Raw genomic sequence first — 24955 nt, 5'->3', positions numbered from 1 at the left:
GGGGCCGCGCCGCCCCCCGCCGGGGCGGGGCCCGCGGGGCCGCCGGCGCGGACGGCTCCGGCAGTTCGGCGGCCTGGACGTCCAGCGGCAGCCCGAGCAGCACCGTGCGGCGCTCGGCGACCGCCGTCCGGCACGCGCGCGCCACGTCGCCCAGGGCGCTCTGCGGGGAGTGGACCCGCTCGGGGACGGCGCCCACCGCCGCGGCGATCGCCGCCTGGTCGACGCGGAAGTTGGAGCGGACCGCGGCGGCGGCGACCTCGCCCGCGACCACCAGCAGCGGCGTGCGGCTCTTGGCGGCCTCCGCCATGCCCGTGGCCGCGTTGGTGAGGCCGGGCCCCTGGTGGACGGTCGCGACGCCGAGGCCGCGGCTCACCCGCGCGTACGCGTCGGCCATCGTCACGGCGCCGCCCTCGTGGCGCGCGGCCACGAACCGGGCGCCGTTCGCCGCGAGGGCGTTCGTGACGTGGAAGTTGCCGCTGCCGACGACTCCGAACACGGTGCCCGCGCCGAACCGCGCGAGGGCCTCCCCCACGGCCTCGGCGACGATCATCGCTCGATCAGCGCGAGCACGCGGGCGGGGCTGCCCGAGCCGCCGACGATCGGCAGCGGGGAGGCGAGCAGCACGGCGCCGCGGGCCGGGAGCCGGTCGAGGTTCCGCAGCTGGGTGAGGCCGTACTTGCCGGCGCCGAGGAAGTAGGAGTGGCACGGGAAGGGCGGGTCGAAGCCGTGGGCGGCGCCCGCGTCGGTGCCGACGGTCTCCACGCCGAGGCCGAGCAGCGGCGTCTCCTCGGCCAGCCACCGGGCGCACTCGGCGGAGATCCCCGGAGTGTGCGGGCCGGTCTCGTCGGCGTTGAGGAAGGCCTCCTGGTCGCCCGCTCGGGCGTCCCAGCCCGTCCGGTAGAGGAGCCAGCCGCCGTCCGGGAGCGGGCCGTGCGCCCGCTCCCAGTCGCGGACGTGGTCGATCTCCAGCAGGAAGTCGGGATCGGCGGCCGCGCGCCCCGAGGCGTCCAGCACCACGGCGGGGGCGACCAGGCGGGCGGGCGGGACCTGCGCGACGTCCTCGCCGTCGCGACCGGTGGCCCAGTGCACCGGGGCGTCGAAATGGGTGCCGACGTGCTCGCCGGTCTCGATGTCGTTCCAGTACCAGGCGGGTCCGCGGTCGTCGTAGCGGCTGATCTCTTTCAGCCGGAACGGGACGGTGTTGGCGAACGGCTCCGGCAGCCGCAGGATCGGGGTCCGCTCCGACAGCGGGGCGGTCAGGTCGACGATCTCCACGGAGCCGTCGGCGACGGCGGCGAGCAGCTGGGCGAGCACGGACATCGGTCCTCCGGCGGCGCGGGCGGCTGAGCGGGACGCGGGCCCGTCGAAGGTACCTCAGACGGTCCTGGCCGCAGGGCCGTCTGACGAGGTCCGCGGCGACTTTCGTGCCGCGACGCCACGTCCGCCACCGGATTTCGTCGCCCCGCGCCATGGACGCGGCGCCGCCGGTCGATCACCATCGGTGAGAACCCCGGCCGATCCCGCCCCCCACGGAGGTCCGATGCGCCGCAGGCCCTGGACGCTCGCACTCGCCGCAGCCGCCGTCACCACCGCCCTCGCCGCTCCCCCCGCGGACGCCGCTCCCCCGGCGCCCTCGCCCCCGTCCCCGCCGTCCGTCCGCGTCACCGAGGCCGCGCGCGGCTTCGACCCCCTGCCGCCCTCGTCCGACCCCGTCGCCCTGCGCGAGGCGTACCGGCCGCTCGCGGTCACCTACACCTACGAAGGCCGGAAGCACACCCTCGACGACTACCTCGCTCGGACCGGGACGCAGGGGTTCGTGGTCCTGGACCGCGGCGACATCGTTCTCGAGCGGTACGTCGCCGCCGATCGCGACACCCTGTTCCAGTCGTGGTCGATGGCGAAGTCCTTCACCTCGGCGGCGATCGGCATCGCGCTCGGCGAGGGCCGCATCGACTCGATCGACGACCCGGTCACCCGGTACGTCCCGGAGCTGAAGGGCTCGGGATACGACGGCGTCTCGCTGCGGGACCTGCTGCGGATGTCCTCGGGCGTCCAGTGGACGGAGACCTACGACGTGCCGTTCGCGCACGTCGCCGCGAGCCTCGGGTATCCGCTGACCGAACTGGCCAGGCAGCGCAAGCGCGGGTGGGAGCCGGGGACGAGGTTCGAGTACACGAGCATGAACTCGTTCGTCCTCTCCTGGGTCGTGGCCAAGGCGACCGGGGTCCCGTACCACGCCTACGTCCAGAAGAAGATCTGGGAGCCGGCCGGGATGGCCTCCAAGGCGTACCTCGGCAACGACTCCAACGGCAACAGCATGGGGTACTGCTGCTACTACGCGACCGACCGCGACTTCGCACGGTTCGGCCTGCTGTACCTGAACGGCGGCAGGGCGAACGGGCGCCAGGTCGTCCCCGCCTCCTGGGTGACGGAGTCGACGCGGCCGTCCGCCGCGTTCAACCGGGGGTACGGCCTGCACTGGTGGCTGGGCGAGAACGGCGACTTCTCGGCCAACGGCCTCGGCGGCCAGCTCATCTGGGTCTCGCCCCGGCACGGCGTCGTCATCGTGAAGTCGACGCTGGCGACCGTCCTCGCCGAGGAGGAGACCGACGCCGCCTTCGAGGCGATCGCCGCCGAGGTCGCGCGGACCCGCACGGCCCGCCCGGCCTCGGCTCGCTGAACGCCGCGCCCCGCCGGGGAACATTCCGGATCCGGTTGAGGTTAGGGTTCCCTAAGCACTGTGATCTGGATCATCGGAGGGGACCGTATGGCGACGGAACCGGCACGCAAGGGACGCAGGCTCCACCGGGGAACGGTGCTGCGCACCGAGCGCGTCACACCGCACATGGTCCGTGTGGTCCTCGGCGGTGACGGGCTCTCGGACTTCGGCGCGGGCGAGTTCACCGACCACTACGTGAAGTTGCTCTTCCCGCGGCCGGGCGTCTCCTACCCCGAGCCGTTCGACATGGAGCGGGTGCGCGCCGAACTGCCGCGCGAGCAGTGGCCGAGCACCCGCACCTACACCGTCCGCGCGTGGGACGCCGGGGCGGGCGAGCTGACGATCGACTTCGTCCACCACGGCGACAAGGGCCTGGCCGGCCCGTGGGCGGCGGGCGTCCGGCCGGGCGAGGAGATCTACTTCAACGGCCCGGGCGGCGGCTACGCGCCGCGCGCCGGCGCCGGCTGGCACCTGCTCGCCGGGGACGAGAGCGCCCTGCCCGCGATCGCCGCCTCCCTGGAGCGCCTCCCGGACGGCGCCCCCGCCCGCGTGTTCGTCGAGGTCGAAGGGCCCGAGGAGGAGCAGGAGCTGCGCACTCCCGGCGACGCGGAGATCGTGTGGCTGCACCGGGGCGGCGGCCAGGTCGGCGACCTGCTGGTCGAGGCCGTCCAGAAGCTCGACTTCCCCGACGGGGAGGTGCACGCCTTCGTGCACGGCGAGGCCAACTTCGTCAAGGCGCTCCGCCGCCACCTGCGCGTCGAGCGCGGCCTTCCCCTGGAGCAGCTGTCGATCTCCGGCTACTGGCGGCGCGGCCGCGACGAGGACGGCTGGCAGTCCGGAAAGCGCGAATGGAACCAGCAGGTGGAGCAGGAGGAGGCGCGGGCCCTGGCCTGACCGCCGGGCAGGCTCAGGCGGTGACCTGGGCCTGGTCGTCGAGGTCGGGGTCGGTGCCGGTGGAGAAGCCGGGGAGCCAGCGCTCGGCTTCGGCGCGGTACTCGCCCTCGGCCTCCAGCTGGCACAGGACGCCGCCGCAGCCGGAGAGGGCGCGGCTGACGGCGAGGTACTGCGGCGGCAGGCGGAACGCGCGGGCGAGCGCGCCCGGACGCAGGTCGGAGGCGAGGCCGAGCCCGCGTGCCGTCTGCTCGCGCAGCCATTCGCGGGAGTAACGGAAGCGCTCCACGGCGAACGGGGCCGCGTGCGGGGCGACGAGCGCGGCGACCTCGTCGGGGTCCACCTCCGCGTCCCCGAGCAGGAAGCCCTCCTCGAACAGCGCGTCCACGATGTCGTCGGGGTCGCCCAGGGTGCCGATGCGCAGCAGCCGCCCGATCGACCACTGGAGCTCGGCGGGGACGCGGGCGGCGCCGCCGAAGTCCATGACGCCGAGGCGGCCGTCGTCCAGCAGCCGGAAGTTGCCCGGGTGCGGGTCGATGTGGATCATCTCGCAGCGGGCCGGGCCGGACAGCAGGAACCGGAACAGCAGCAGCCCGGCGCGGTCGCGGGCCTCCTGGTCGCCCTCGGCGATGACCCTGGCGAGCGGGGTGCCCTCCAGCCACTCGGTGACGAGCACGTTGCCCGACTGGGCGACGACGGCGGGGACGGCGAAGTCGGGGTCGCCGTCGTAGGCGTCGTGGAAGGCGGTCTGGGCGCGGGCCTCGTCGACGTAGTCGAGCTCCTTCTCCAGGCGCCGCTTGAGGTCGGCGATGACCGGCTTGACCTCCACGCCGGGGAACAGGGGCGTCACGAGGCGGCTGAGGCGGGAGATCTGGTTGAAGTCGCTCATGAGGGCCCGGGCGGCGCCGGGGTACTGGACCTTGACCGCGACCGTGCGGCCGTCGTGCCAGACGGCCTTGTGGACCTGGCCGATGGACGCGGCGGCGGCCGGGCGGTCGTCGAACTCGGCGAACATCGCGGGCCAGTCCTCGCCGAGGCCCTCGGCGAGGACGCGGTGCGTCGTCGCGGCGGGCATGGGCGGGGCCGCCTCCTGCAGGCGGGTCAGGCTGGCGCGGAACGGGCCGGCGACCTCCTCGGGCAGCCCGGCCTCGAAGATCGACAGCAGCTGGCCGACCTTCATGGCGCCGCCCTTCAGCTCGCCGAGCACGGCGAACAGCTGCTCGGCGGTGCGGCGCTGGACCTCCAGCGCGACGGCCTCGGCGGGACGGCCGATGGACCTCTTGCCGAGACCGAGCGCGGTGCGACCGGCGAACCCGAGCGGGAGGCTCGCCAGCTTGGCGGTTCGCGTCACCGCGCGGCGGGGGATGTCGCTCACGGCCCCTCTTTCGACGATGCGTCCAATGACTTCAGCCTCTCACGGGGAGCAAAGCCGCGAAACGGTCACGCCCCGGTAAGGTTCAGCGTCCGGCCGCGCCCGGTGATTCCCCGCCGCCCGGGCAGGGGCGCAGCAGCAGCTCGACGACCTCCAGCGCCTGGTCGATCTCCGGCCGCTTCCCGCCCAGGTAATGGGCGTACATGAAGGAGTCGGCGACCCGGACGATGGCCTGCGCGAGCGTCCGGGTGGGCAGCCGGGTGCGCAGCGCGCCGCGGTCGATCTCCGCCTGGAGCTCGCGGGCGAGCAGCTCGGTGGCGCGGTCCTCGATGGTGCCGGGCATGGTGGCCAGCCTGATGAACAGCCGGGGCTCGCGCTCGGTGAACGCCTTCAGCGGCTCGGCGCCCACCACCGCGCGCATGAACCGTTCCAGGAGGGCGAGGATCCGCTCGGCGCCGGCGCCGCCGACGCCTCGCGCCGCGACGCGGTAGGTGCGCTCGGTCATCTCCCCGAGCAGAGCGGCCAGGAGCTGCTCGCGGCTGCCGACCCACCGGTAGAGGGTGGCGCGCCCGACGCCGAGCTCGGCGGCGAGCGCGGACATGTCGATCGGCTCGCCCCGCAGGTAGTGGGCGGACGCGGCGGCCAGGGCGGCGGCGGGCCCGCCGTGCCGCGGGGACGGGAGCGGGGACGAGCGGGCCGCGCCGGACGGCGGCCGGACGGCGTCGTCGGCGGGAACGGGGCCGCTCATCAGCACAGCATGGCACAGCCCGGCACACGCCCATCCCATGACTTGTCGCGTTCGCGCGACTACAGGCGGTTATCGGGGGTAGCTAGCACATGTGAACCACAAACATGGGGGCGCCGGACGCAAGGGCCGGCTGCTGATCATCGGTGGCGCGGAGAACCGCACCTGCGGCTCCGGCCCGCTGGAGACGTTCGTCGAGCTCGCGGGCGACGAGGACGCGCGGATCGTCGTCATCACCACGGCGACGGAGGTGCCCGAGGAGGTCGCCGACGAGTACACCGCCGTGTTCGGACGGCTCGGCGTCTCCTCGGTGCGCGAGCTGCGGCTGCTCGGCCGGGCGGCGGCCGACGACCCGGCGACGCTGCGGGCGCTGGAGACCGCGACGGGGGTGCTGTTCAGCGGCGGCGACCAGTCGCGGATCCGCACCCTGGTCGGTTCGAGGACCAACGAGCTGCTCAAGCGCCGGCTCGACCAGGACGGCCTGGTGATCGCCGGGACGAGCGCGGGCGCCACCGCCATGGGCCACTGGATGATCCTCGGCGGCCGCGGCCACGAGGTCGCCGCCTCCACCGTGAAGGTCGGCCCCGGCCTCGCCCTGCTCGACAACGTGCTGATCGACATGCACTTCAACGAGCGGGGGCGGCTGCCGAGGCTGATGAGCGGGATAGCGCTCGACACCCGGCTGCTCGGCGTCGGGATCGACGAGGACACGGCGATCGTGGTCGGCGACGGGCGCTTCGAGGTCGTCGGGACGGGCGTGGTCACGGTGGTGGACGCCGGGCAGGCGACGGTCGCCTACGCCGCGTCCGACGACGAGCCGATGGCCATGCTCGACGTGTCGCTGCACCTGCTGCCGGCCGGCTGCGCGTTCCAGATGAACGACCGGCTCCCGGCGATCGGCAACATGCGCGGCCCGGAGGAGGGATAGCGGTGCGACTCGACCATGTGCGCCGTCTCGGCGGCCCGAACGTCTACCTGACCCGGCCGGTCGCGATCGCGCGGCTGGACCTGCAGGGCCTGACCGGCCACGAGACCACCGACCACCCCGGCTTCGCCGAGCGGCTCGTCGACGCGCTGCCCGGACTGGCCGACCACCACTGCTCGGCGGGCCGCCCGGGCGGTCTGCTGGAGGCGATGGCGCGCGGCACCTACTTCGGCCACGTCACCGAGCACGTCACGCTGGAGCTGTCCGGGCTGATCGGCCGCGAGGTGTTCTTCGGCCGCACGGTGCGCGCGGGCGGGCCCGCCGAGTACGACGTGATCCTGGAGTGCCCGCCCGACGAGCCGTCCGCGAGCCCGGTGGTGGAGCGGCTGATCACCCTGGCGGTGCGGATCGTGAACGGGGCGCTCGCCGGGCTCGTCCCCGACACCTCGGCCGACCTGGCCCGCGTCGCCGCCGTCCACGAGCAGGAGCGGCTCGGGGTGAGCACGGCGGCGCTGGCGCGGGCGGCCCGCGAGCGGGGCGTGCCGGTCCGCCGGGTCGGCGGGCTCAACCTGCTGCGCCTCGGGTACGGGCGGTACCGCCGGACGGTGTGGGCGGCGATGACCGACGCCACCTCGGCGATCGGGATGGAGGTCGCGGGCGACAAGCGGCTCGCGCACCGCCTGCTCGCCGACGCCGGCCTGCCCGTGCCGGAGGGGCGGGTCGCGGCGTCCCCGGGCGAGGCGCTGGAGGCGCTGCGCGCCATCGGCGGCCCCGTGGTCGTCAAACCGCTCGCCGGGCACCAGGGCGAGGGCGTGCACATCGAGCTGACCACTCCGCCGGAGGTGGTGGCCGCGTTCGCGTCGGCGGCCGGCGACGGCGGCGAGGTCCTCGTCGAGAGCTACATCCCGGGCAAGGACTACCGGGTGCTGGTGGTCGGCGGCCGGGTCGCGGCGGCGGCCGAGCTGACCGCCGCGTGCGTGACCGGCGACGGAACGGCCGCGGTCGCGGCGCTGGTGGAGCGGGTCAACGCCGACCCGGCGCGCGGCGAGGGCCACGACCGGCCGCTGACCCGGCTCGTCCTCGGCCCCACCGAGCTGGCGCTGCTGGAGCGGCAGGGGCACGGCCCGGGGTCGGTGCCCGCCGACGGGGAGCGGGTGTGGCTGCGCCGCAACGCGAACCTGTCCACCGGCGGCACCAGCCGGGACGTGACCGCGGACGTCCACCCGGAGGTCGCCGCGATGTGCGTGCGGGCCGCCGCGGCCGTCGGCATGGACGTCTGCGGCATCGACCTGCGGCTGCCCGACGCCGCCTCACCGCCGCCCGCCGAGCGCGGCGCCGCCGGGATCCTGGAGGTCAACGCCGCGCCTGGCCTGCGGATGCACCTGGCGCCGCACCAGGGCGCGGGGCGCGACGTCGCCGGCGACATCATCGGGCTGATGTACCCGGAGGGGACGCCGTCGCGGGTGCCGGTCGTGTCGGTCACCGGCACCAACGGCAAGACCACGACCGTCCGGATGATCGCGCACATGCTGGAGCTGGACGGGCGCCGCACCGGCATGACCAGCACCGAGGGCGTGTACGTCGGCGGGCGCCTGGTCCACCGGTCCGACGCGTCCGGGCCGCGCTCGGCGGAGATGGTGCTCGGCGACCGGTCGGTGGAGGCGGCCGTGCTGGAGACCGCGCGGGGCGGCATCGTGCGGCGCGGCCTCGGCTACGACCGCGCCGACGTCGCGGTCGTCACCAACATCACCCGCGACCACCTCGGCGTCGACGACACCGAGTCCGTCGACGACCTGGTCGACATCAAGTCCCTGGTCGCCGAGGAGATCCGCCGCGGCGGCCACGTGGTCCTCAACGCCGAGGACGAGGCGTCGGCGGGCATCGCCGGGCGGCCGGGGGTCCGCGAGCGCGACCCGGTGCTGCGCTACTTCGCCCTGTCCCCCGACGCGCCCGTCCTCGCCCGCCACCTGGGCGGCGGCGGCGCCGGGTACAGCGTCAGGGACGGGTGGCTGACCGAGGCGCGCGGCGACCGCCGGACCCCGATCCTGCCGGCCGCCGAGGTGGCGGGCTCGTTCGGCGGGCACGCCCGCCACGTGATCGCCAACGCGCTCGCCGCGGCGGCCGCCGCCCGCGCCCTCGGGGTGCCGGTGGAGGTGGTGGCGCGGGCGCTGCGCTCGTTCGACCCGCACACGCGCAACCCCGGACGGGGCTGCGTGTACCAGGTCGGCGCCAACCCCGTCCTCGTCGACTACGCCCACAACCCGGCGGCGGTCGGAGCGATGGGCGCGTTCGTCGCGCGGCGCTGGGGCGGCGCCGGGGTCGCGGCGGTGACGCTGCCGGGCGACCGCTCCGACGAGCTGGTGAGCGAGACCGCCCGGGCGCTGGCGGCCTCGTTCGGCCGCGTCGTCGTCTACGAGGACGAGGACCTGCGGGGGCGCCGCTCGGGCGAGATGACCCGGCTGATCGTCCAGGGGCTCCGGGACGCCCGGCCCGACGTGCGCCACCATCCGGCCGGCGATCTGAAGGGCGCGCTGACCTCGGCGCTGGACATGGCGGAGCCGGGCGAGCCCGTCCTGCTGCTGTACGAGAAGCTGCAGCCGGTGACCGAGCTGCTGGAGACGCTGGGCGCGGAGCCCGCCGGCTAGCCGGCGGGCCCGTCCGCCGGCGGCGGGCGCAGCAGCAGGACGGTGACCGACAGCAGCGCCAGCACCACGATCCCGTCCAGCCAGTAGTGGTTGGCGGTGCCGACGACGACCGCGATCGTCGCGATCGGGTGCAGGAGCCACATCCACCGCCACCGCGTCCGGGACGTGACGACCAGCCCGAGCGCGATGACCGCCGCCCAGCCGATGTGCAGGGACGGCATGGCCGCGTACTGGTTGGCGATCGTGTCGGTCTGCGGCGCCCCGTACACGGAGGGCCCGTACCGGGCGGCGGTGTCGACGAGCCCCGCCGCGGGCAGCATGCGGGGCGGCGCCAGCGGCACGAGCAGGTGCAGGACGAGCGCGGCCGCGGTCAGCGCCACGAGCACCCGGCGCACCCACCGGTAGTGGGCGGGCCGCCGCAGGTAGATCCAGAGCAGGAACAGCACCGCCGCCGGGAAGTGCACGTAGGCGTAGTAGGAGTTGGCCGCGTGCACGAGGAGCTCGCTGTGCAGCAGGCCATGCTGGACGCCCGCCTCGCCCGGCAGCCCGAGGAGGCGCTCCAGGCGCAGGACGCGGTGGGCGTTGTCGAACGCCTCGCTCACCCGCCCGTCCGCCAGCAGCCGCCCGAGCTTGTAGGCGGCGAACAGCACGATGATCAGAAGGAGCTCGCGGACGGGCCGCGGCCGGCCGCCGGGGCGTCCCGCGGCCGCGCCGGCGCGGCCCGGCCTGCGCAGTCGTGATAATGCGGCGGCCTGGCGGGGCGGCCGGTCGAGGAGGCTCACTGCGCTGTCCTTCGCATCGGGTTCTGCGCCGGTCAGGGCCGGGCGGGGGCGGCTCGCGGCCGCCGCCGGGCCGGGCGGCGACGTCGAGCAGATGCCGAAGCCTTTCACCTTCCGCGTCCGCGTGGGGCGCGGCGCGCGCCGGAGGCCGGGGGGCCGCGGCGGTGCCACGGGTCTCACCGTAGACCGAACTTGCCTAGGTGGCAAAATTTCAGGGTCTGCCAATTTTGGTGACGTGCATCTCACCCGGCCGCCGCGGAGCCCCGGCCCCGGCTAGACGAGCGGAAGGCCGGTGTAGTTCTCGGCCAGGGACGTCTGGGCCGCCTCCGAGGAGGCCACGTAGTCCAGATGTGAGCGCTGGAGCCGCCGCTCGAAGCCGGTCGCGGACGGGTCGGTGTGCAGCAGCGTGGTCATCCAGTACGAGAAGTGCTCGGCCCGCCACACCCGCCGCAGGCACGCGTCGGAGTAGCCGTCCAGCAGCGCGTGCGACCCGGAGGCGTACCGCTCGGCGAACGCCCGCGCCAGGACCGTCACGTCGGACACCGCCAGGTTGAGGCCCTTCGCCCCGGTCGGCGGGACGATGTGCCCCGCGTCCCCGGCGAGGAACAGCCGGTCGTGCCGGAGCGGCTCGGCCACGAAGCTGCGCATCGGCGTGATCGACCTGTCGGTGATCGGCCCCTCGCGCAGCTCCCACCCGTCGTCGGTCGCGAACCGCGCCGCGAGCTCGTCCCAGATCCGGGCGTCGGGCCACGCGGCGAGGTCCTCGTCCGGCGGCACCTGGAGGTAGAGGCGGCTCACCCGCGGGGAGCGCAGGCTGTGCAGCGCGAACCCGCGGTCGTGGTGGGCGTAGATCAGCTCGTCGGTGGAGGGCGGGACGTCGGCGAGGATCCCGAGCCAGGCGAACGGGTACTCGCGCTCGAACGTCCGCAGCCCCGGCACCGCCGGGCGGCTGACGCCGTGGAACCCGTCGCAGCCGGCGACGTAGTCGCAGTCCAGGGTGCGGGTCCGGCCGCCCTCGACGAAGGTCACGCTCGGCGCGGAGGCGTCCAGCGCGACGACCTCCGCCTCGAACCGCACGTCGCCGCCGTCGGCCAGCCGCCGGGCGACGAGGTCCTTGACGATCTCGGTCTGCGCGTAGACGGTCACGGTCCGGCCGGTGAGGCCGGTCAGCGGGACCCGGTGCCCGGCGCCGCCGAACCGCAGTTCGAGACCCCGGTGGACCAGGCCCTCCCGGTCCAGCCGCCCGCCCGCGCCGCTCTCGCGCAGGACGTCGGTCGTGCCCTGCTCCAGCATCCCCGCCCGCTGCCGGTGCTCCACGTAGTCGCGGTCGCGGCTCTCCAGGACCACCGAGTCGATCCCCTGGAGATGGAGCAGATGCGACAGCAGCAGGCCCGCCGGCCCGCCGCCGATGATCGCGACCTGGGTGCGCATCGTTCCTCCTCGTTCGGCCCCGCCGCCGATGTTCGCGCGCGTCGCCGCAGGTTCAGGCGCCGGTGTTCCGCTCAGCGGAAAACATCTCGGGGCCTCCCCGCCAGTGCGCCGCCACGTCCCGGGACAGGGCGCGCACCGCGGTCGTCAGCGGCGGCAGCAGCCGCCGCAGGTCGGCGCCGCGGGTGCTCGACACCAGCGACATCGCCGCGACCACGTCGCCCGCGCCGTCGCGCACGGGGGCGCCGACGGACGACGCGCCGAGCGTCATCTCGTCGCGGGTCACCGCGTAGCCGGAGCGGACGACCTGCTCGACGCAGCGCCGCAGCTCGCCGGGGTCGGTGATGGAGCGCGCCGCGTGCCGGGGCAGCTCGCCGGCCAGGACCTCCTCCCGCACCCGCGGCGGCGCGAACGCCAGCAGCACCTTCCCGACGCCGGTGGTGTGCAGCGGCAGCGTCGCGCCGACCTGGGTCACCACCGGCACCGACCGCGTCCCGCGCAGCCGCTCCACGATCAGCACCCGGTCGTCGCGGAGCACGCCGAGCTGGACGTTGTCGTGGGTGGCCTCGTACAGGTCCTCCATGTGCGGGAGGGCCAGCTCCCGCAGCCCGGTGACCGCCGGGGCCTGGCTGCCGATGCGCCACAGCCGGGTGCCGATGCGGTACGTCCCGTCCGGCACCCGCTCCAGGAACCCGCCGCCGACCAGCTCTCCGACGAGCCGGTGGCCGGTCGCGAGCGGCAGGCCGGCGCGGCGGCAGATCTCGCTCAGGTTGAGTCGGACATCGCCCTGCGCGAAGGCGTTCAGGATGGCCATGACCTTGCCCGCCACGCTGACTGGCCGCGCGCGCTCCGTCCCGTCCCCTCCCACGTGGCTCCTCCGCCCGGGCCCGCGCCCGTCACTCCCGTTCGTTCAGTACCCGCTGGGCGACGGCGAACGCCGAGTTCGCGGCGGGCACTCCACAATAGATCGCCGTCTGCAGGAGCACCTCCCCGATCTCGTCGGGGGTCAGCCCGTTGCGGAGCGCCGCGCGGACGTGCATGGCGAGCTCGTCCAGGTGGCCGCCCGCGACCATCGCGGTCAGCGTGACGCAGCTGCGGGTCCTGCGGTCCAGGCCCGGGCGGCTCCAGACGTCGCCCCACGCGTAGCGGGTGATGAGGTCCTGGAAGTCGGCGGTGAAGCCGTCCTTGCGGGCCTCGGCGCGGTCGACGTGGGCGTCGCCGAGCACCTCCCGCCGCGTCCTCATGCCCTGCGCGTGCCGTTCCCCGTCGGACATGCGCTCGCTCATCGGCGGGCTCCCTTCCAGGTGCGGTCCAGGTGCGCGGTGATCGCCTCGGTGACCTCGGCGGGGCGTTCGGCGTTCGCCAGATGCCCGGCGCCCTCGACCACCGTGAGGCGGGCGCCCGGGATGCCGGCGGCGAGCCGGTCGGCGTGGCCGCGCGGCGGGGTCGGGCCGTCCTGCGCCCCGGCGACCACCAGGGCCGGCGCGCGGACCTCGGCCAGGCGCGCGGTCGCGTCGAACGCGGCCAGGGCCTCGCAGCAACGGGCGTAGCCCTCGGCGTCGGTGGCCCGGAGCATCGCCACGTAGGGCTCCGCGCCGGTGAAGGACGGCGTGAACCAGCGTTCCGCGGCGCCGTCGGCGACGGGGCCGACCCCCTCGCGGCGGACCAGCGCGGCGCGTTCGCGCCAGGCCCTCGGGTCGCCGAAGCGCGGGGACGTGCAGCACAGGACCAGGCTGGCGACGCGCTCCGGGGCGCGCAGCGCGAGGGCCGTCCCGACCGCGCCTCCGAGCGACACCCCGGCGTAGGCGGCCCGCTCGACGCCGAGGCCGTCCAGCAGGGCGACGACCCCGCCGGCGAGGTCGTCGACGGTGAACGGGCCGGCGGGCGCCGGCGCGCCGCCGTGGCCGGGCAGGTCGTAGCGCAGCACGCGCCAGGCGCGCGTGAGCGCGGGAAGCTGCGGGAGCCACAGGTCCATGGAGGTGCCGAGGGACGGGCCGAGGACGACGACGGGCGCGCCGTCCGGCCCGTCCAGGCGGTGCCGCGGCGCGGCGATCACGCGCGGCTCCCGCGGTAGGCGTCGAGGGCCCGGCCCACGAGGTCGGCGGCGGCCCCGGTCCCGGGGTCGTCGCCGAGGACGTCCAGGAGGTCGTCGAGGTCGGCGCGCATCAGCTCGGTGGACACCTCCAGGCCGTCCAGCAGCTCGGCGGCCGTCTCGGCGGCGCCGCCGGTCAGCCGCAGGCACTCGCGCAGCGGCTGCCACTCGGCGTGCCACTCCCCCGCCGGCCGCTCGTGCGGCGCGGCCTGCGCGGCGAGGACCACCTGGACCTGCGCCGGGACCTGCAGGGCGGCGGACCGGACCAGCGCGGACAGCGCCGGGTTGCGCTTGTGCGGCATCGAGGACGAGCCGCCCCGGCCCGCGCCCGCGGCCTCCGCGACCTCGCCGACCTCGCTCTGCGCCAGCAGCCACACGTCAGTGGCGATCTTGCCGAGGGCGCCCGCGGCCACCGCCAGCGCCGCCGCGAGCCGGGCGACGGGCGTGCGGCGGGTGTGCCACGGCAGGACGGGCCGCGCCAGCCCGGTCTCCTGCGCGTAGGCCTCGACGAGGTCGAAGGCCCGGTCGCCGAAGGCGTCCAGCGTCCCGGCGGGGCCGCCGAGCTGAACGGGCAGCGACACGGCGGCGAGGCCCTCGCGCGCCTCCAGGCAGCCCATGAGCCAGCCCGCGGCCTTGGCGCCGAACGTCGTCGGCAGCGCCTGCCGGCCGAGGGTGCGGGCCGGCATCGGGGTGTCGCGATACCGCGCCGCGAGCCCGGCCAGCGCGTCCAGTGCCCGGTCGAGGTGGGCGAGGACGACGCGCCTGGCACGGGCCGCGACGAGCATGGCGCCGGTGTCGGCGATGTCCTGGCTGGTGGCGCCCTTGTGGACGTGCTCGCCCGCGGCGCCGGCGAGCGCGCGCAGATCGGCGACCAGCGGCACGACGGGGTTGCCGGAGCCGCGCGCCCGGCGGGCGATACCGGGCAGGTCGAACCGGTACGCGTCCGCGGCGGCGGTGATCGCCTCGGCGGCGGCGGCGGGGACGAGGCCGAGCCGGGCCTGCGCGCGGGCGAGCGCCGCCTCCGCGTCGAGCATGGCGGTCAGGTAGGCCCGGTCGCTGGTGGCGGCCTCGGCCTCCGTCCCCGCCCGGACGGGCGACAGCAGTCCCGCGTCCGGCGCCGGGCCGGGCTCCTGCGCGGGCCCGGGCCCGCCGGCCGGCGGCGGGCGCTCGTCAGAAGGCAAGGAACACCGTCTCCCCGTCCCCCTGGAGGCGGACGTCGAACCGGTACTCCCGCTCCCCTTCGCGTTCGGCGACCAGGGTCGCGCGCCGCTCCGGCGGGACGGCCCCGAGCAGCGGGTCGGACGCGTGGGCGGCCGCGTCCTCGGGGAAGTAGAGCCGGGTGAACACCGGCTTGAGCAGGCCGCGGGCGAACACCAGCACGGCGATGTAGGGAGCGCTCTCCCCGATCGCGCCGGGCTTGAGGGTGCTGAACCAGAAGCCGCCGTCGGCGTCGGTGCCGCACCGGCCGAAACCGGAGAAGCCGTGCCCGGCGCGCACGATGCCGCCGGGGCGCCGCGGGACCTCGCCGTCGCCGTCGGCCTGCCAGATCTCCAGGAGCGCGTCCGGCACCGGCTCCCCCGCGCCGTCCAGGACGCGCCCGCGCACCCGGATCGCGTCGGGCCGCCACGGTGGGACCACCTGCGGACCGGCCTCGTACGGCAGCGCGTGGCCGAAGAAGGGGCCGACCGTCTGCGACGGCGTCATGGCCGAGGGCGTGGGAGAGGGCGTGCTCATCAGGCCTCCGCCGGGGTGTCGCCGAGGACGATGTCCCACCGGTAGCCGAGCGCCCACTCCGGTGTGGTGGCGTCCAGGTCGAAGCGGGAGATCAGCTTCTCCCGGTCCCGCTCGCCGGGGATCGACTGGAAGATCGGGTCGTAGGCGAACAGCGGGTCGCCGGGGAAGTACATCTGGGTGACGAGCCGCTGGGTGAAGGCGGTGCCGAACACCGAGAAGTGGATGTGGGCGGGCCGCCAGGCGTTGTGGTGGTTGCCCCACGGATAGGCGCCCGGCTTGATCGTGACGAACCGGTAGCGGCCGTCGCCGTCGGTCAGGCAGCGCCCGGCGCCGGTGAAGTTCGGGTCGAGCGGCGCCGGGTGGACGTCGCCGAGGTGGTGGTACCGGCCGGCGGCGTTGGCCTGCCAGACCTCCACGAGCGCCCCGCGCACCGGGCGGCCCGCGCCGTCGAGCACGCGGCCGGTCACGACGATCCGCTCGCCGAGCGGCTCGCCGGCGTGCTGGACGGTGAGGTCGTGGTCCCTCCGCCCCAGCTCCTGGTGCCCGAAGACCGGGGAGGTCAGCTCGACGCTGTCGGGGCCCGTCTTCGGCATGACCAGGTCGTGGGACGGGGCGCGGAGCACGGTGCTCCTGTAGCCCGGGTACAGGTACGGCGGGTGCGTCATGGCCTCGTCCCCTCCTGCTCGCCTTCCACCGGGACGCGTTCGTTCGGCCGCGGCCCGGCCACCAGCCTCGCAGCCGGCGCGGCGGGCGCCGGAGCCCGGCTTCCGCCCAGCGGAAGACGAGGGCGCGATCAGAGCCTCTCGGCCAGTCCGAACACCGGGAACAGGCTCGTGTCGAAGAAGACCGAGACGTGCGCGACGCCGTCGCCGGTGACGCTCAGCACCTGGATCTGGTACGCGCGGTGCACCCCCTCGTCGTCGCGCATGTAGAGCCCGAAGGCCGGCTGCCCGTTCGCGGCGGCCGGGACCATCCGGATGTCGCCGGGGGTGGGGCCGCACTGGGCCTTGATGAGCCGGACGACGTGGTCGGCGCCGACGAACCACTGCGGGAAGGGCGGCATCTCCCAGACGACGTCCTGCTTGAACAGCTCGATCAGGCTCGCGATGTCGGCGGTCTCGAACGCCTTCGCGTAGCGCTCCAGGAGGTCGCGCTGGCCGGGGTCGGTCGGCTCGACCAGCTCGTCGCGGAGGGGCGCGTTCTCGTCGAGCTGCGCGCGGGCCCGCTGCAGCGCGCTGTTGACCGCGGCGGTGGAGGTGTCGAGGAGCTCGGCCACCTCGGCGGCCCGCCACTTCAGCACGTCCCGCAGGATCAGCACGACGCGCTGCTTGGCGGGCAGGTGCTGCAGGGCCGCCACGAACGCCAGCCGGGTGCTCTCGCGCGCGGTGACGATGGTCGCCGGGTCGGCGGCGTCGGCGCCGAGCACGGCGTCGGGGGCGGGCTCCAGCCACGGCACCTCGTCCGAGGCCACCACGGGCCGCTCGGGCTCGTCGCTCGGCGCCCCGAGACCGGACGGCATGGGCCGGTTGCCGCGCTGGTCGATGGCGGTCAGGCACACGTTCGTCGCGATGCGGTACAGCCAGGTGCGCAGCGAGGAGCGGCCCTCGAAGCCGCCGTAGGAGCGCCACGCCCGCAGGTAGGTCTCCTGCACCAGGTCTTCGGCGTCGTGGATGGAGCCGAGCATCCGGTAGCAGTGCGCCAGCAGCTCCCGCCGGTACGGGTCGGCCAGCGACTGGAAGTCACGGTCTGTCTCGACGGTGTTCGGCATGGTGTCGGGCATGGTGGTCGTCACCTCTGCTGGGCGGCATCGCCAGGGCGGCGAGGGCGGCGGGCGCCGTCGCCTCCGACCGTAGACGAGCCCACTGACAGAACACGGGCATCACCTCGGATCCTACGCCCGCGCCCCGGGGTCGCGCCCGGCGCCGTCGCCGGGCGGCCGTCGGCGCTGAGGTTCGATCACCGTGATCCCGGCGCCCGACATCGCGGCGAGGGCGGCCGGGGCGTCGTCCAGGGCCAGGACGCGGCCGACCAGCAGGTCGGGGCGCAGCGCCCCGGCGCGGACCAGCTCCATCATCGGGCCGTAGGCGTGGGCGGCCATCCCGTGGCTGCCGACGATCTCCAGCTCCCATCCGATCACCCGCTCCATCGGCAGGTCGGCGCCCGCGCCGGGCGGCAGCAGCCCGACCTGGACGTGCCGGCCGCGGCGGCGCAGCGACTCGACCGAGGCGCGGGCGGTGGCCGGGCTGCCGAGCGCGTCCAGCGAGACGTGGGCGCCGCCGTGGGCCGCATCGCGCACGGCCTCGGCCACGTCGTCGTGGGCCGCGGCGTCGACGACGGCGGACGCGCCGCAGCGGCGCGCCAGCTCCAGCGCCTGCGGCGACACGTCGACCGCCACGACCCGCGCGCCGGCCGCCGCGGCGATCATCACGGCGGACAGCCCCACGCCGCCGCAGCCGTGCACCGCCGTCCACTCGCCGGCCCGCACCCGCCCCTGCGCGAGGACGGCGCGGAACGCGGTGGCGAACCGGCAGCCGAGCGCGGCCGCGGTCGTGGAGGCCATCTCGTCGGGCAGGCGGACCAGGTTCACCTCGGCGGCGTCGATCGCGACGTAGTGGGCGAACGAGCCCCAGTGCGTGAAGCCGGGCTGGGTCTGGGCCTCGCAGACCTGCTGGTCGCCCGCCCGGCAGGACGGGCAGCGGCCGCAGGCGCACACGAACGGGACGGTCACGCGGTCGCCGGGGCGCAGTCCGGTGACGCCGGCGCCGGTCTCCTCGACCGTGCCCGCCAGCTCGTGCCCCGGGACGTGCGGAAAGGCGCGGATGTCGGGATCGTGGCCCTGCCAGCCGTGCCAGTCGCTGCGGCACACGCCCGTGGCCTCGACCCGGATCACCGCGCCGCCGGGCGGCGCCGCCGGGTCGGGCAGCTCCCGGATCTCCAGCGGCCCGGCGAAGGCGTCGTAGGCGACCGCCAGCACTAGAACTCGAAGCCGCCGGGGCGGCCGTTGCGGTCGGCGATCAGGCCGGCGAGGGTCGCGACGGCGATCTCGGCGGGGGTCCGGGAGCCGATGTTGAGGCCGATCGGGCGGTGCACGCGGGCGATGTCGGCCGCGGGGACGCCGAGTTCGGTGAGGGCCGGGATGTGCGGCGCGGGGTGCCGCGGGTTGCCCATGACGCCGACCCACCGGACCGGCTGCGTCAGCACGTCGCGCAGGACCGGCCCGAGCTCGGGCCGGTGGTGGTCGGTGACGACGACGTCGGCGGTGGCGTCCAGGGGCGGCAGGTCGGCCGTGCCGCCGCGGTCCTTGTCGGGGTCGACGAGGAACGTGCGGTAGCCGAGGTCGGCGCCGTAGCGCAGCAGGTGGTCGGCGACGGGGCCGGCGAACACCGCGACCAGCGTCCGCTCCCCCGTCTCGTGCGGAGCGTCGCCGTGCGCGACGGCGCAGGAGGAGTCGTGCTCGTGCGGTGCGGCCATACCGGAAGTCTGCCCCGCTCGGCGCCTGATGGTCCAGCTGCCACGCCCTCCCCCTGACGCGCCGCGGACCCGGTGTCCCGCGAACCCGTGCCGCCGGAACCTGGAACTCTCGCGTGGGAACGGGTATGCCTTCTGTCTAGACTGCTGTCACCCGGCGGCCACAGGAGGGACCGTGATCGCGAGACCGGAGGGCGGGCCCCGCGTCGTGGTGGGGGTGGACGACTCCGCGGGTGCGCGCTGCGCGCTCTCCTGGGCGATCGGCGAGGCGCGGCTGCGCCGGCTGCCGCTGCTGGTCGCGCACGCCGCGCCGCTGCCCCCGCACGTGTCGGCGGCGGGCCAGCTCGGCTGCGGGATCACCGAGGCGCTGCGCGGCTCCGGCGCCGAGCTCATCGCCCGGCTCCTGGCGGAGGTGTGCGGCGGCCCGCCCGAGGGCGTGGAGATGACCGCGCTGGCGCTCGTCGGGGAGCCGGGCGCGACGCTGGTGCGCCTGGCGGGGGACGACGACATCCTGGTCGTCGGGCACGGCGCCCGGGGCCCGTTCTCGCGGCTGCTGCGCCCGTCGGTGCGGCTGCACTGCGCCCGCAGGGCCCGCGCGACGCTGGTGTGCGTCCGCCCGCCCGCGTTCGACACGCTGCTGGAGAGCCTGACGGTGCGGGACGAGTCACCCGAGAGCGCGCCCGACTCCCGCTTCCGGAGGCTGGGCCGCCGCCTGCGCCTCCCGCTCTGACCGGGGCGGCGCGCATAGGCTCTCCCCCATGCGCAAGTACGTCATCATCGGCGCTGTCGGCAGCGGCAAGGGCACGCAGGCCGGGCTCCTCGCGCGCGATCTGGACATCGTGCACATCAGCGTCGGAGACATCTTCCGCTGGCACGTCAAGAACCACACCAAGCTCGGGGCCCAGGTGCGGCGCGTCATGGCGTCCGGCGAGCTGGTCGGGGACGATCTCGCCGAGAGCGTCGTGCGGGACCGGCTCGCCCAGCACGACTGGAACTACGGGTTCGTCGTCGACGGGTTCCCGCGCAGCCGGAGGCAGACGGAGTTCTTCCTGGAGAGCTACGACATCGACGGCGTGATCCATCTGGACCTGCCGGACGAGGAGGTCCGCCGCCGGGTGCTGGCCCGCCGGCTGTGCAACAGGTGCGGGATGGACTACAACCTGATCGAGGACCGTCCGACGCAGGAGGGGCGCTGCGACGTGTGCGGGGGCGAGCTGGTGTCCCGCGAGGACGACACGGAGGAGGCGCTCGCCGAGCGGCTGCGCGACTACCACGAGAGGACCGAACCGATCCTGGAGCTGTTCGGCCGCAAGGAGTACGTGGTCACCGTCGACGCGCGGCCGGGCATCGACGAGGTGCAGCGGACGCTGCGCGAGAAGCTCGGCCTGCCGCTGCCATGACTCCTTCCTCCGGGACGGCCTCGCCGGTGGTGGAGCTGGCGGACGAGCGGGCGGCGCGCCGGGGGCTGCGGCTCTTCCTGAAGCGCGACGACCTGGTCCACCCGGAGCTGCCGGGGAACAAGTGGCGCAAGCTCCGGCACAACATCGGGCCGGCGCGCGAGCACGGGACGCTCCTGACCTTCGGCGGCGCCTACTCCAACCACATCCGGGCCGTCGCTGCGGCGGGCGCGATGTACGGCTTCGCGACCATCGGCGTGATCCGCGGCGAGGAGCACCTGCCGCTGAACGCCACGCTCGCGCACGCCCGGCGCATGGGCATGCGCCTCGCCTACATGGACCGCGCCACCTACCGGCGCAAGCACGAACCCGACGTCGTCGCGGCCCTGCGCGAGCGGTGGGGCGACTTCTACCTCCTGCCGGAAGGGGGGAGCAACGCGCCGGCCGTCCGGGGCTGCGCCGAGCTGGGCGCGGAGGTGCCGGGCTTCGACGTGGTGTGCTGCCCCTGCGGGACGGGCGGGACGCTGGCCGGGCTCGCCGCCGGGCTGGCCCCGCGGCAGCGCGCCGTCGGGTTCTCCGTGCTGAAGGGCGGCTTCATGGCGGGCGAGGTGGAGCGCCTCCAGCGCGAGACCTACGGCGGGCGGCGCGGCGACTGGAGCGTCCAGGACGACTTCCACTTCGGTGGCTACGCGAGGACCACCCCCGAGCTGGAGGCGTTCGCCGCCGACTTCGCCGACCGGCACGGGATCGTCCTCGACCGGGTCTACACCGCGAAGATGATGTTCGGCGTCCTCGCGCTGGCCGGGCGCGGCGCCTTCCCCGAGGGCGCCCGGGTTCTGGCGGTCATCACCGGCTAGCCGGACGGCCCCGCACCTTCCGGGCGGGGCCGCCCGTGCGCCGTCACGCGCCGCCGGGGGCGCGCCGCCGTCAGGCCGGGGGCAGGTCCACCAGCGCGGCGAGGGCCGCGCGGTGCCGGTCGGGCGTGCCCAGGGCGATGGAGTCGGCCTTGGCGCGCTTCAGGAAGAGGTGCGCCGGGTGCTCCCAGGTGAAGCCGATGCCGCCGTGCATCTGCACGCACTCCTCGGCCGCCTTCAGGGCGACCGCCGAGCAGTGCGCCTGCGCGACGGCGACCGCGATCGGCGTGTCCTCGTCGCCCGCGGCCGCGCAGGACGCGGCGTGCCGGGCGACGGCGCGGGCCTGGGTGACCGAGGTCCACAGGTCGGCGAGCCGGTGCTTGAGGCCCTGGTAGGAGCCGATCGGACGGCCGAACTGGTAGCGCGTCTTCACGTAGGCGACGGTGTCGTCCAGGCAGCGCTCGGCGAGCCCGAGCTGCTCGGAGGCCAGCATCGCGGCGCCGGTGCGCAGCGCGGCCCGCACGGCGCCGTCGCCCTCGGCGACGCGCCGGGCCGGGGCGGCGGAGAAGGCGAGGTCGGCGAGCCGGCGGGTCATGTCGAGCGAGGTCACGGCGGTGCGGCGGGCGTCGGCGGCGTCCACCGCGTACAGGCCGTCCCCCGCCGGGACGAGGAGCACGTCGGCGGCCATGCCGTCGGCGACGCCGGTGACCTCGCCGGTCAGCGCGCCGCCGGCCGCCTCGACCGTCACCGGGACGGCGTACGGGGCGGTGCTGAACGGGACCGCGAGGACCGCGATGCGCTCCCCGGCGGCAAGCCGCGGGAGGAGCTCCCGCTCACCGGCGGCCAGCAGCGCCGCCGTGGCGATCACGGCGCTCCCGAGGAACGGGACGGGCGCCGCGGACCGGCCCAGCTCCTCCATCACCACGGCGGTCTCGCGCCAGGTGGCGCCGGCGCCGCCGAGCTCCTCGGGGACGGGCAGGCCGGCGCAGCCGAGCTGGACGGCGATCGCCCGCCACAGCGCCGCGTCGTAGGGCTCGTCCTTCTCGGTGCCCGCGAGGACCGAGGCCCAGGGCGCCAGGTCGCCCAGCACCTCGCGGACGCTCGCCCGGAGGTCGTTCTCGATCTCGCCGTACAGCAGGTCGCTCATCGGGGCAGGTCCTTCCACGCCACGTCCTTGTCGACGCGGATCTCGCCGGGCAGGCCGAGGACGCGCTCGGCGATGATGTTGCGCAGGATCTCCGAGGTGCCGCCCTCGATGGAGTTGCCCTTGGCGCGCAGGTAGCGGTAGCCGGGCGAGCGGCGGGTGAAGTCGACCTCGGTGGGGCGGCGCATCGTCCAGTCGTCGTAGCGCAGGCCCTCCTCGCCGAGCAGTTCCAGCTCCAGGCCGGACACCTCCTGGTTGAGCCTGGCGAAGGCCAGCTTGGCGCCCGACCCCTCGGGGCCGGGCTGCCCGGCGGTGAGCTGCTGGCGCAGCCGCGCCCCGGTGAGCCGGGCCGCCTCGGTCTCCACCCACGCGCGCAGCAGGGCGTCGTGCAGGCCGGGGGTGCGCAGCTCGGGGCGGTTCCGCCAGAGCGCGGCGACGACGCCGATCATGCCGCTCTCGCGCGGCGCGGCGCCGCCGCCGATGGCGACCCGCTCGTTCATCAGCGTCGTGGTGGAGACCCGCCAGCCCTGCCCGACCTCGCCGAGCCGGTGCTCGTCGGGGATCCGGACGTCGGTGAGGAACACCTCGTTGAACTCGGCCTCGCCGGTGATCTGCCGCAGCGGGCGGACCTCGACGCCCGGCGCGGTCATGTCGCAGACGAAGTAGGTCATGCCGCGGTGCTTGGGGACGTCCGGGTCGGTGCGGGTGACGAGGATCGCCCAGCGCGCCTCGTGCGCCATGGACGTCCACACCTTCTGCCCGTTGACCGTCCAGGCGTCGCCGTCGCGGACGGCGCGGGTGGCGAGCGCGGCCAGGTCGGAGCCGGCGCCGGGCTCGCTGAACAGCTGGCACCACAGCTCCTCGCCGGTCCACAGCGGGCGCAGGAAGCGGCGCTTCTGCTCCTCGGTGCCGAAGGCGAGGATCGTCGGGGCCGCCATGCCGAGCCCGATGCCGTTGCGCTCGGGATGGTTGGTCGGGGCGCCCGCCTCGGCGAACCGGCGGTCGACGGCGGGCTGCAGGTGCCGCGGGGCGCCGAGCCCGCCGAGTCCCTCGGGGTAGTGCACCCAGGCGAGCCCGGCGTCGAACCGGGCCCGCAGGAACTCCGGGGGCGCGGTCGCCGCGGGGTCGTGGGCGGCGAGGAACTCGCCGACCCGCCTGCTCAGCTCGTCGGCGTCGGGCGGTGCTGTGCTCACGGGGCCTCCGCGCGGGGCGTGGGTGGCGGCGGCCACCCGGAACGGGGCATACCAACCGGTCGGTATGCCGACGCGTCCACCCTAGGAACGGCCGGGACGGCCAGTCAACCGCCGCGCCGCGCGAGCACACCGCCCGGGGACGCGGCGCCCGGGGGCGTCACGCCATCGCCTCGTCGAACGCGCGGTGGTGGGCGTAGTCGCGGGACTCCACGATGTGCCCGTCGCGCACCCGCAGGACGAAGATGTTGGGCACGACGAACTCCCGCCCGTTCGCGGTGTTGCGGCCCGCGTACTCGAACTCCGTGATGATCACCTCGGGATCGGCGGTCTCGTGCACGACGACGTTGCGCGCCTTCAGCTCCACGGGCAGCGTCTCCAACTGCTCGAAGTGCCGGCGCAGCGCCTCCCGGCCCTCCAGCCGCGACGCCGGCTGGGCGAACGGGTGCACGACCACGGCGTCCTCCGCGTACAGCTGCGGCAGGCCCTCCGGCCGCAGCCCGGTGATCCCGTCGATCAGCCGCTGGAAGACGGCCCGGGGGCTGGCGAACTCTGACATGCGGTCTCCCCTAGAATCGGAGTACGGGCTCCGCATGAGAAAATACGGAGCCAAGACTCCACTTGTCAACGGAAGGCAGCGATGACGTCACCCGCCCCCGGCAGGCCGCTGCGCGCCGACGCCCTGCGCAACCGCGCCAAGGTCCTCGCCGCGGCCGAGGAGGTCTTCGCCGTCCAGGGGACCTCCGCCTCCACCGAGGAGGTCGCGCGCAAGGCGGGGGTGGGCATCGGGACGGTGTTCCGGCACTTCCCCACCAAGGAGTCGCTGCTGGAGGCCGTGCTCGTCGCCCTGCTGGAGCGGCTGGCGGCCGAGGCGCGGGACCTGCGGGCCGCGGCCGACCCGGGCGCGGCGTTCTTCGGCTTCTTCACCCGGGTGGTCTCGCAGGCGGCCGCCAAGCAGGCCGTCACCGAGGCGCTGGCCGAGGCCGGCGTCGACGCCCGGGAGGCCACCGGGCGCGCCGGACCGGACCTGAAGGCCGCCCTCGGAGTCCTCCTCGGCCGGGCGCAGGAGACCGGCGCCGTCCGCGCCGACGTCGGCCCGGGCGAGGTCATGGCGCTGCTGGCCGGCATGTCCTACGCGGCGGGACGCGCCGGAGCCCGCGAGGACGTCCTGCGGATCGTCTTCGAGGGGCTGCGCCCGCGGGAGCGCCCGGGCCGGCCGGGCGCCTCCGGGTAGGGCGCCCGGCTACGGCGCCGCCAGCTCGGCGGGCAGGTCGTCCTCGTGCAGCACGGTCAGCGTGGTGACGGCGCGGGTCAGCACGACGTACAGGCGGGCGAGGCCGCGGACCTCGGCGGCGGCGATGGCGGCGGGCTCGGCGACGATCACGTGGTCGTACTCCAGGCCCTTGGCGAGGGTCGCCGGGATGACGAGCAGCCGTCCGGCGCCGGCCGACTCCGGCCCGAGGACCTCGTGCTCCAGCCCGGCGGCCTCCAGCGCCGCCGCGTGCGCGCCCGCCCGCGCGTCCGGGACGATCAGGCCGACCGAACCGGGGCGGGCGAGGGCGTCGCGGGCGG

At 75.5% G+C, this 24955-nt stretch carries 26 protein-coding genes and 1 pseudogene; 8 read left to right on the top strand and 19 right to left on the bottom strand.

The annotated features are described in order from the left end of the window. Window positions 1-550: thiamine pyrophosphate-binding protein (locus ABWI04_RS33005; RefSeq protein WP_353834861.1), on the bottom strand; the 550-nt coding region annotated here is incomplete at its 3' end. Next, window positions 547-1320, bottom strand: coding sequence for a cyclase family protein (locus ABWI04_RS33000; protein ID WP_345186191.1), 774 nt, complete (start codon window positions 1318-1320; stop codon window positions 547-549). The genes ABWI04_RS33000 and ABWI04_RS33005, both read right to left, overlap by 4 nt. A 220-nt stretch (window positions 1321-1540) precedes the next feature. Between ABWI04_RS33000 and ABWI04_RS32995 the strand changes: the two genes are divergently transcribed. Both ABWI04_RS32995 and ABWI04_RS32990 read left to right on the top strand, forming a co-directional pair. After that, window positions 1541-2680, top strand: coding sequence for a serine hydrolase domain-containing protein (locus tag ABWI04_RS32995; RefSeq protein WP_353834860.1), 1140 nt, complete (start codon window positions 1541-1543; stop codon window positions 2678-2680). An 87-nt stretch (window positions 2681-2767) separates the two neighbouring features. Next, a complete protein-coding gene (locus tag ABWI04_RS32990) occupies window positions 2768-3613 on the top strand; it encodes a siderophore-interacting protein (protein WP_353834859.1) in 846 nt (281 codons plus the stop codon). 13 nt (window positions 3614-3626) lie between these two features. Here ABWI04_RS32990 and ABWI04_RS32985 read toward each other — a convergent pair whose 3' ends face one another. Together ABWI04_RS32985 and ABWI04_RS32980 are read right to left on the bottom strand one after the other, a co-directional pair. Beyond that, window positions 3627-4985 (bottom strand): ABC1 kinase family protein, encoded by a 1359-nt coding sequence (locus ABWI04_RS32985; protein WP_353834858.1) that lies wholly within the window; start codon window positions 4983-4985, stop codon window positions 3627-3629. An 82-nt stretch (window positions 4986-5067) separates the two neighbouring features. Further along, window positions 5068-5730: a TetR/AcrR family transcriptional regulator gene (locus tag ABWI04_RS32980; protein ID WP_345186201.1), complete on the bottom strand. Its 663-nt coding sequence runs from the start codon at window positions 5728-5730 to the stop codon at window positions 5068-5070. A 91-nt stretch (window positions 5731-5821) separates the two neighbouring features. Between ABWI04_RS32980 and ABWI04_RS32975 the strand changes: the two genes are divergently transcribed. Beyond that, window positions 5822-6655, top strand: a complete 834-nt coding sequence (locus ABWI04_RS32975; protein ID WP_345186203.1) for a cyanophycinase — start codon at window positions 5822-5824, stop codon at window positions 6653-6655. A 2-nt stretch (window positions 6656-6657) separates the two neighbouring features. Beyond that, window positions 6658-9297 carry a cyanophycin synthetase gene (gene cphA, locus ABWI04_RS32970; RefSeq protein WP_345186207.1) on the top strand — a complete coding sequence of 880 codons (2640 nt, stop codon included), beginning with the start codon at window positions 6658-6660 and terminating at the stop codon, window positions 9295-9297. Here cphA and ABWI04_RS32965 read toward each other — a convergent pair. From ABWI04_RS32965 to ABWI04_RS32915, 11 genes are all read right to left on the bottom strand, one after another. Then, entirely contained in the window at window positions 9294-10079 is a 786-nt protein-coding gene (locus ABWI04_RS32965) for a phosphatase PAP2 family protein (protein ID WP_345186209.1), read from the bottom strand. The genes cphA and ABWI04_RS32965 overlap by 4 nt on opposite strands. A gap of 270 nt (window positions 10080-10349) precedes the next feature. After that, a complete protein-coding gene (locus ABWI04_RS32960; RefSeq protein WP_345186212.1) occupies window positions 10350-11507 on the bottom strand; it encodes a 4-hydroxybenzoate 3-monooxygenase in 1158 nt (385 codons plus the stop codon). A 52-nt stretch (window positions 11508-11559) separates the two neighbouring features. Beyond that, window positions 11560-12372, bottom strand: a complete 813-nt coding sequence (locus tag ABWI04_RS32955; protein WP_345186217.1) for an IclR family transcriptional regulator — start codon at window positions 12370-12372, stop codon at window positions 11560-11562. Window positions 12373-12400: 28 nt separating this feature from the next. Then, on the bottom strand, window positions 12401-12790 hold the full coding sequence (gene pcaC / locus ABWI04_RS32950) for a 4-carboxymuconolactone decarboxylase (RefSeq protein WP_345186220.1): 390 nt from the start codon (window positions 12788-12790) through the stop codon (window positions 12401-12403). After that, window positions 12787-13560, bottom strand: coding sequence for a 3-oxoadipate enol-lactonase (gene pcaD / locus ABWI04_RS32945; RefSeq protein WP_353834857.1), 774 nt, complete (start codon window positions 13558-13560; stop codon window positions 12787-12789). The genes pcaC and pcaD overlap by 4 nt, the downstream gene beginning before the upstream one ends. Further along, the gene (gene pcaB, locus ABWI04_RS32940) at window positions 13557-14777 is read right to left on the bottom strand and encodes a 3-carboxy-cis,cis-muconate cycloisomerase (RefSeq protein ID WP_353834856.1); all 1221 of its coding nucleotides are present in this window, start codon (window positions 14775-14777) and stop codon (window positions 13557-13559) included. Before pcaB ends, pcaD begins: the two co-directional genes overlap by 4 nt. Then, window positions 14767-15330 carry a protocatechuate 3,4-dioxygenase subunit alpha gene (gene pcaG, locus ABWI04_RS32935; RefSeq protein ID WP_345186230.1) on the bottom strand — a complete coding sequence of 188 codons (564 nt, stop codon included), beginning with the start codon at window positions 15328-15330 and terminating at the stop codon, window positions 14767-14769. The genes pcaB and pcaG overlap by 11 nt, the downstream gene beginning before the upstream one ends. Then, entirely contained in the window at window positions 15330-15995 is a 666-nt protein-coding gene (gene pcaH / locus ABWI04_RS32930; protein ID WP_353834855.1) for a protocatechuate 3,4-dioxygenase subunit beta, read from the bottom strand. The genes pcaG and pcaH overlap by 1 nt, the downstream gene beginning before the upstream one ends. 128 nt (window positions 15996-16123) lie before the next feature. Further along, window positions 16124-17110 (bottom strand): sigma-70 family RNA polymerase sigma factor, encoded by a 987-nt coding sequence (locus ABWI04_RS32925; RefSeq protein WP_345186235.1) that lies wholly within the window; start codon window positions 17108-17110, stop codon window positions 16124-16126. Window positions 17111-17221: 111 nt separating this feature from the next. Then, complete coding sequence (locus ABWI04_RS32920; RefSeq protein ID WP_345186239.1) at window positions 17222-18304, bottom strand: zinc-dependent alcohol dehydrogenase family protein; 1083 nt, start codon at window positions 18302-18304, stop codon at window positions 17222-17224. Further along, window positions 18304-18801: an XdhC family protein gene (locus ABWI04_RS32915; RefSeq protein ID WP_345186241.1), complete on the bottom strand. Its 498-nt coding sequence runs from the start codon at window positions 18799-18801 to the stop codon at window positions 18304-18306. Before ABWI04_RS32915 ends, ABWI04_RS32920 begins: the two co-directional genes overlap by 1 nt. A 172-nt stretch (window positions 18802-18973) precedes the next feature. Between ABWI04_RS32915 and ABWI04_RS32910 the strand changes: the two genes are divergently transcribed. From ABWI04_RS32910 to ABWI04_RS32900, 3 genes are read left to right on the top strand one after another with little or no spacing between them, the layout of a single operon-like run. After that, complete coding sequence (locus ABWI04_RS32910; RefSeq protein WP_353834854.1) at window positions 18974-19528, top strand: universal stress protein; 555 nt, start codon at window positions 18974-18976, stop codon at window positions 19526-19528. A gap of 28 nt (window positions 19529-19556) precedes the next feature. Continuing rightward, window positions 19557-20198 carry an adenylate kinase family protein gene (locus ABWI04_RS32905; protein WP_345186247.1) on the top strand — a complete coding sequence of 214 codons (642 nt, stop codon included), beginning with the start codon at window positions 19557-19559 and terminating at the stop codon, window positions 20196-20198. Further along, window positions 20195-21052, top strand: coding sequence for a 1-aminocyclopropane-1-carboxylate deaminase/D-cysteine desulfhydrase (locus ABWI04_RS32900; RefSeq protein WP_353834853.1), 858 nt, complete (start codon window positions 20195-20197; stop codon window positions 21050-21052). Before ABWI04_RS32905 ends, ABWI04_RS32900 begins: the two co-directional genes overlap by 4 nt. A 70-nt stretch (window positions 21053-21122) precedes the next feature. On the opposite strand, the gene ABWI04_RS32895 is transcribed toward ABWI04_RS32900, so the two are convergent. The 3 genes from ABWI04_RS32895 to ABWI04_RS32885 all read right to left on the bottom strand — a co-directional run bounded on the left by ABWI04_RS32895 (window position 21123) and on the right by ABWI04_RS32885 (window position 23942). Continuing rightward, window positions 21123-22196, bottom strand: coding sequence for an acyl-CoA dehydrogenase family protein (locus ABWI04_RS32895; RefSeq protein ID WP_353834852.1), 1074 nt, complete (start codon window positions 22194-22196; stop codon window positions 21123-21125). Next, window positions 22193-23386 carry an acyl-CoA dehydrogenase family protein gene (locus tag ABWI04_RS32890; RefSeq protein ID WP_345186256.1) on the bottom strand — a complete coding sequence of 398 codons (1194 nt, stop codon included), beginning with the start codon at window positions 23384-23386 and terminating at the stop codon, window positions 22193-22195. Before ABWI04_RS32890 ends, ABWI04_RS32895 begins: the two co-directional genes overlap by 4 nt. Window positions 23387-23543: 157 nt before the next feature. Then, on the bottom strand, window positions 23544-23942 hold the full coding sequence (locus ABWI04_RS32885; protein WP_345186259.1) for a nuclear transport factor 2 family protein: 399 nt from the start codon (window positions 23940-23942) through the stop codon (window positions 23544-23546). Window positions 23943-24023: 81 nt separating this feature from the next. Here ABWI04_RS32885 and ABWI04_RS32880 point away from each other — a divergent pair, with 81 nt between their 5' ends. After that, window positions 24024-24617, top strand: a complete 594-nt coding sequence (locus ABWI04_RS32880) for a TetR/AcrR family transcriptional regulator (protein ID WP_345186262.1) — start codon at window positions 24024-24026, stop codon at window positions 24615-24617. A 9-nt stretch (window positions 24618-24626) separates the two neighbouring features. Here ABWI04_RS32880 and ABWI04_RS32875 read toward each other — a convergent pair. Further along, window positions 24627-24955: pseudogene (locus ABWI04_RS32875) on the bottom strand (AAA family ATPase); the annotation flags it as partial.

The organism is Actinomadura sp. NPDC000929, assembly GCF_040492065.1.
GTDB classification, from domain to species: domain Bacteria; phylum Actinomycetota; class Actinomycetes; order Streptosporangiales; family Streptosporangiaceae; genus Spirillospora; species Spirillospora verrucosospora.
This window is presented reverse-complemented; position numbering and strand designations above follow the sequence as displayed.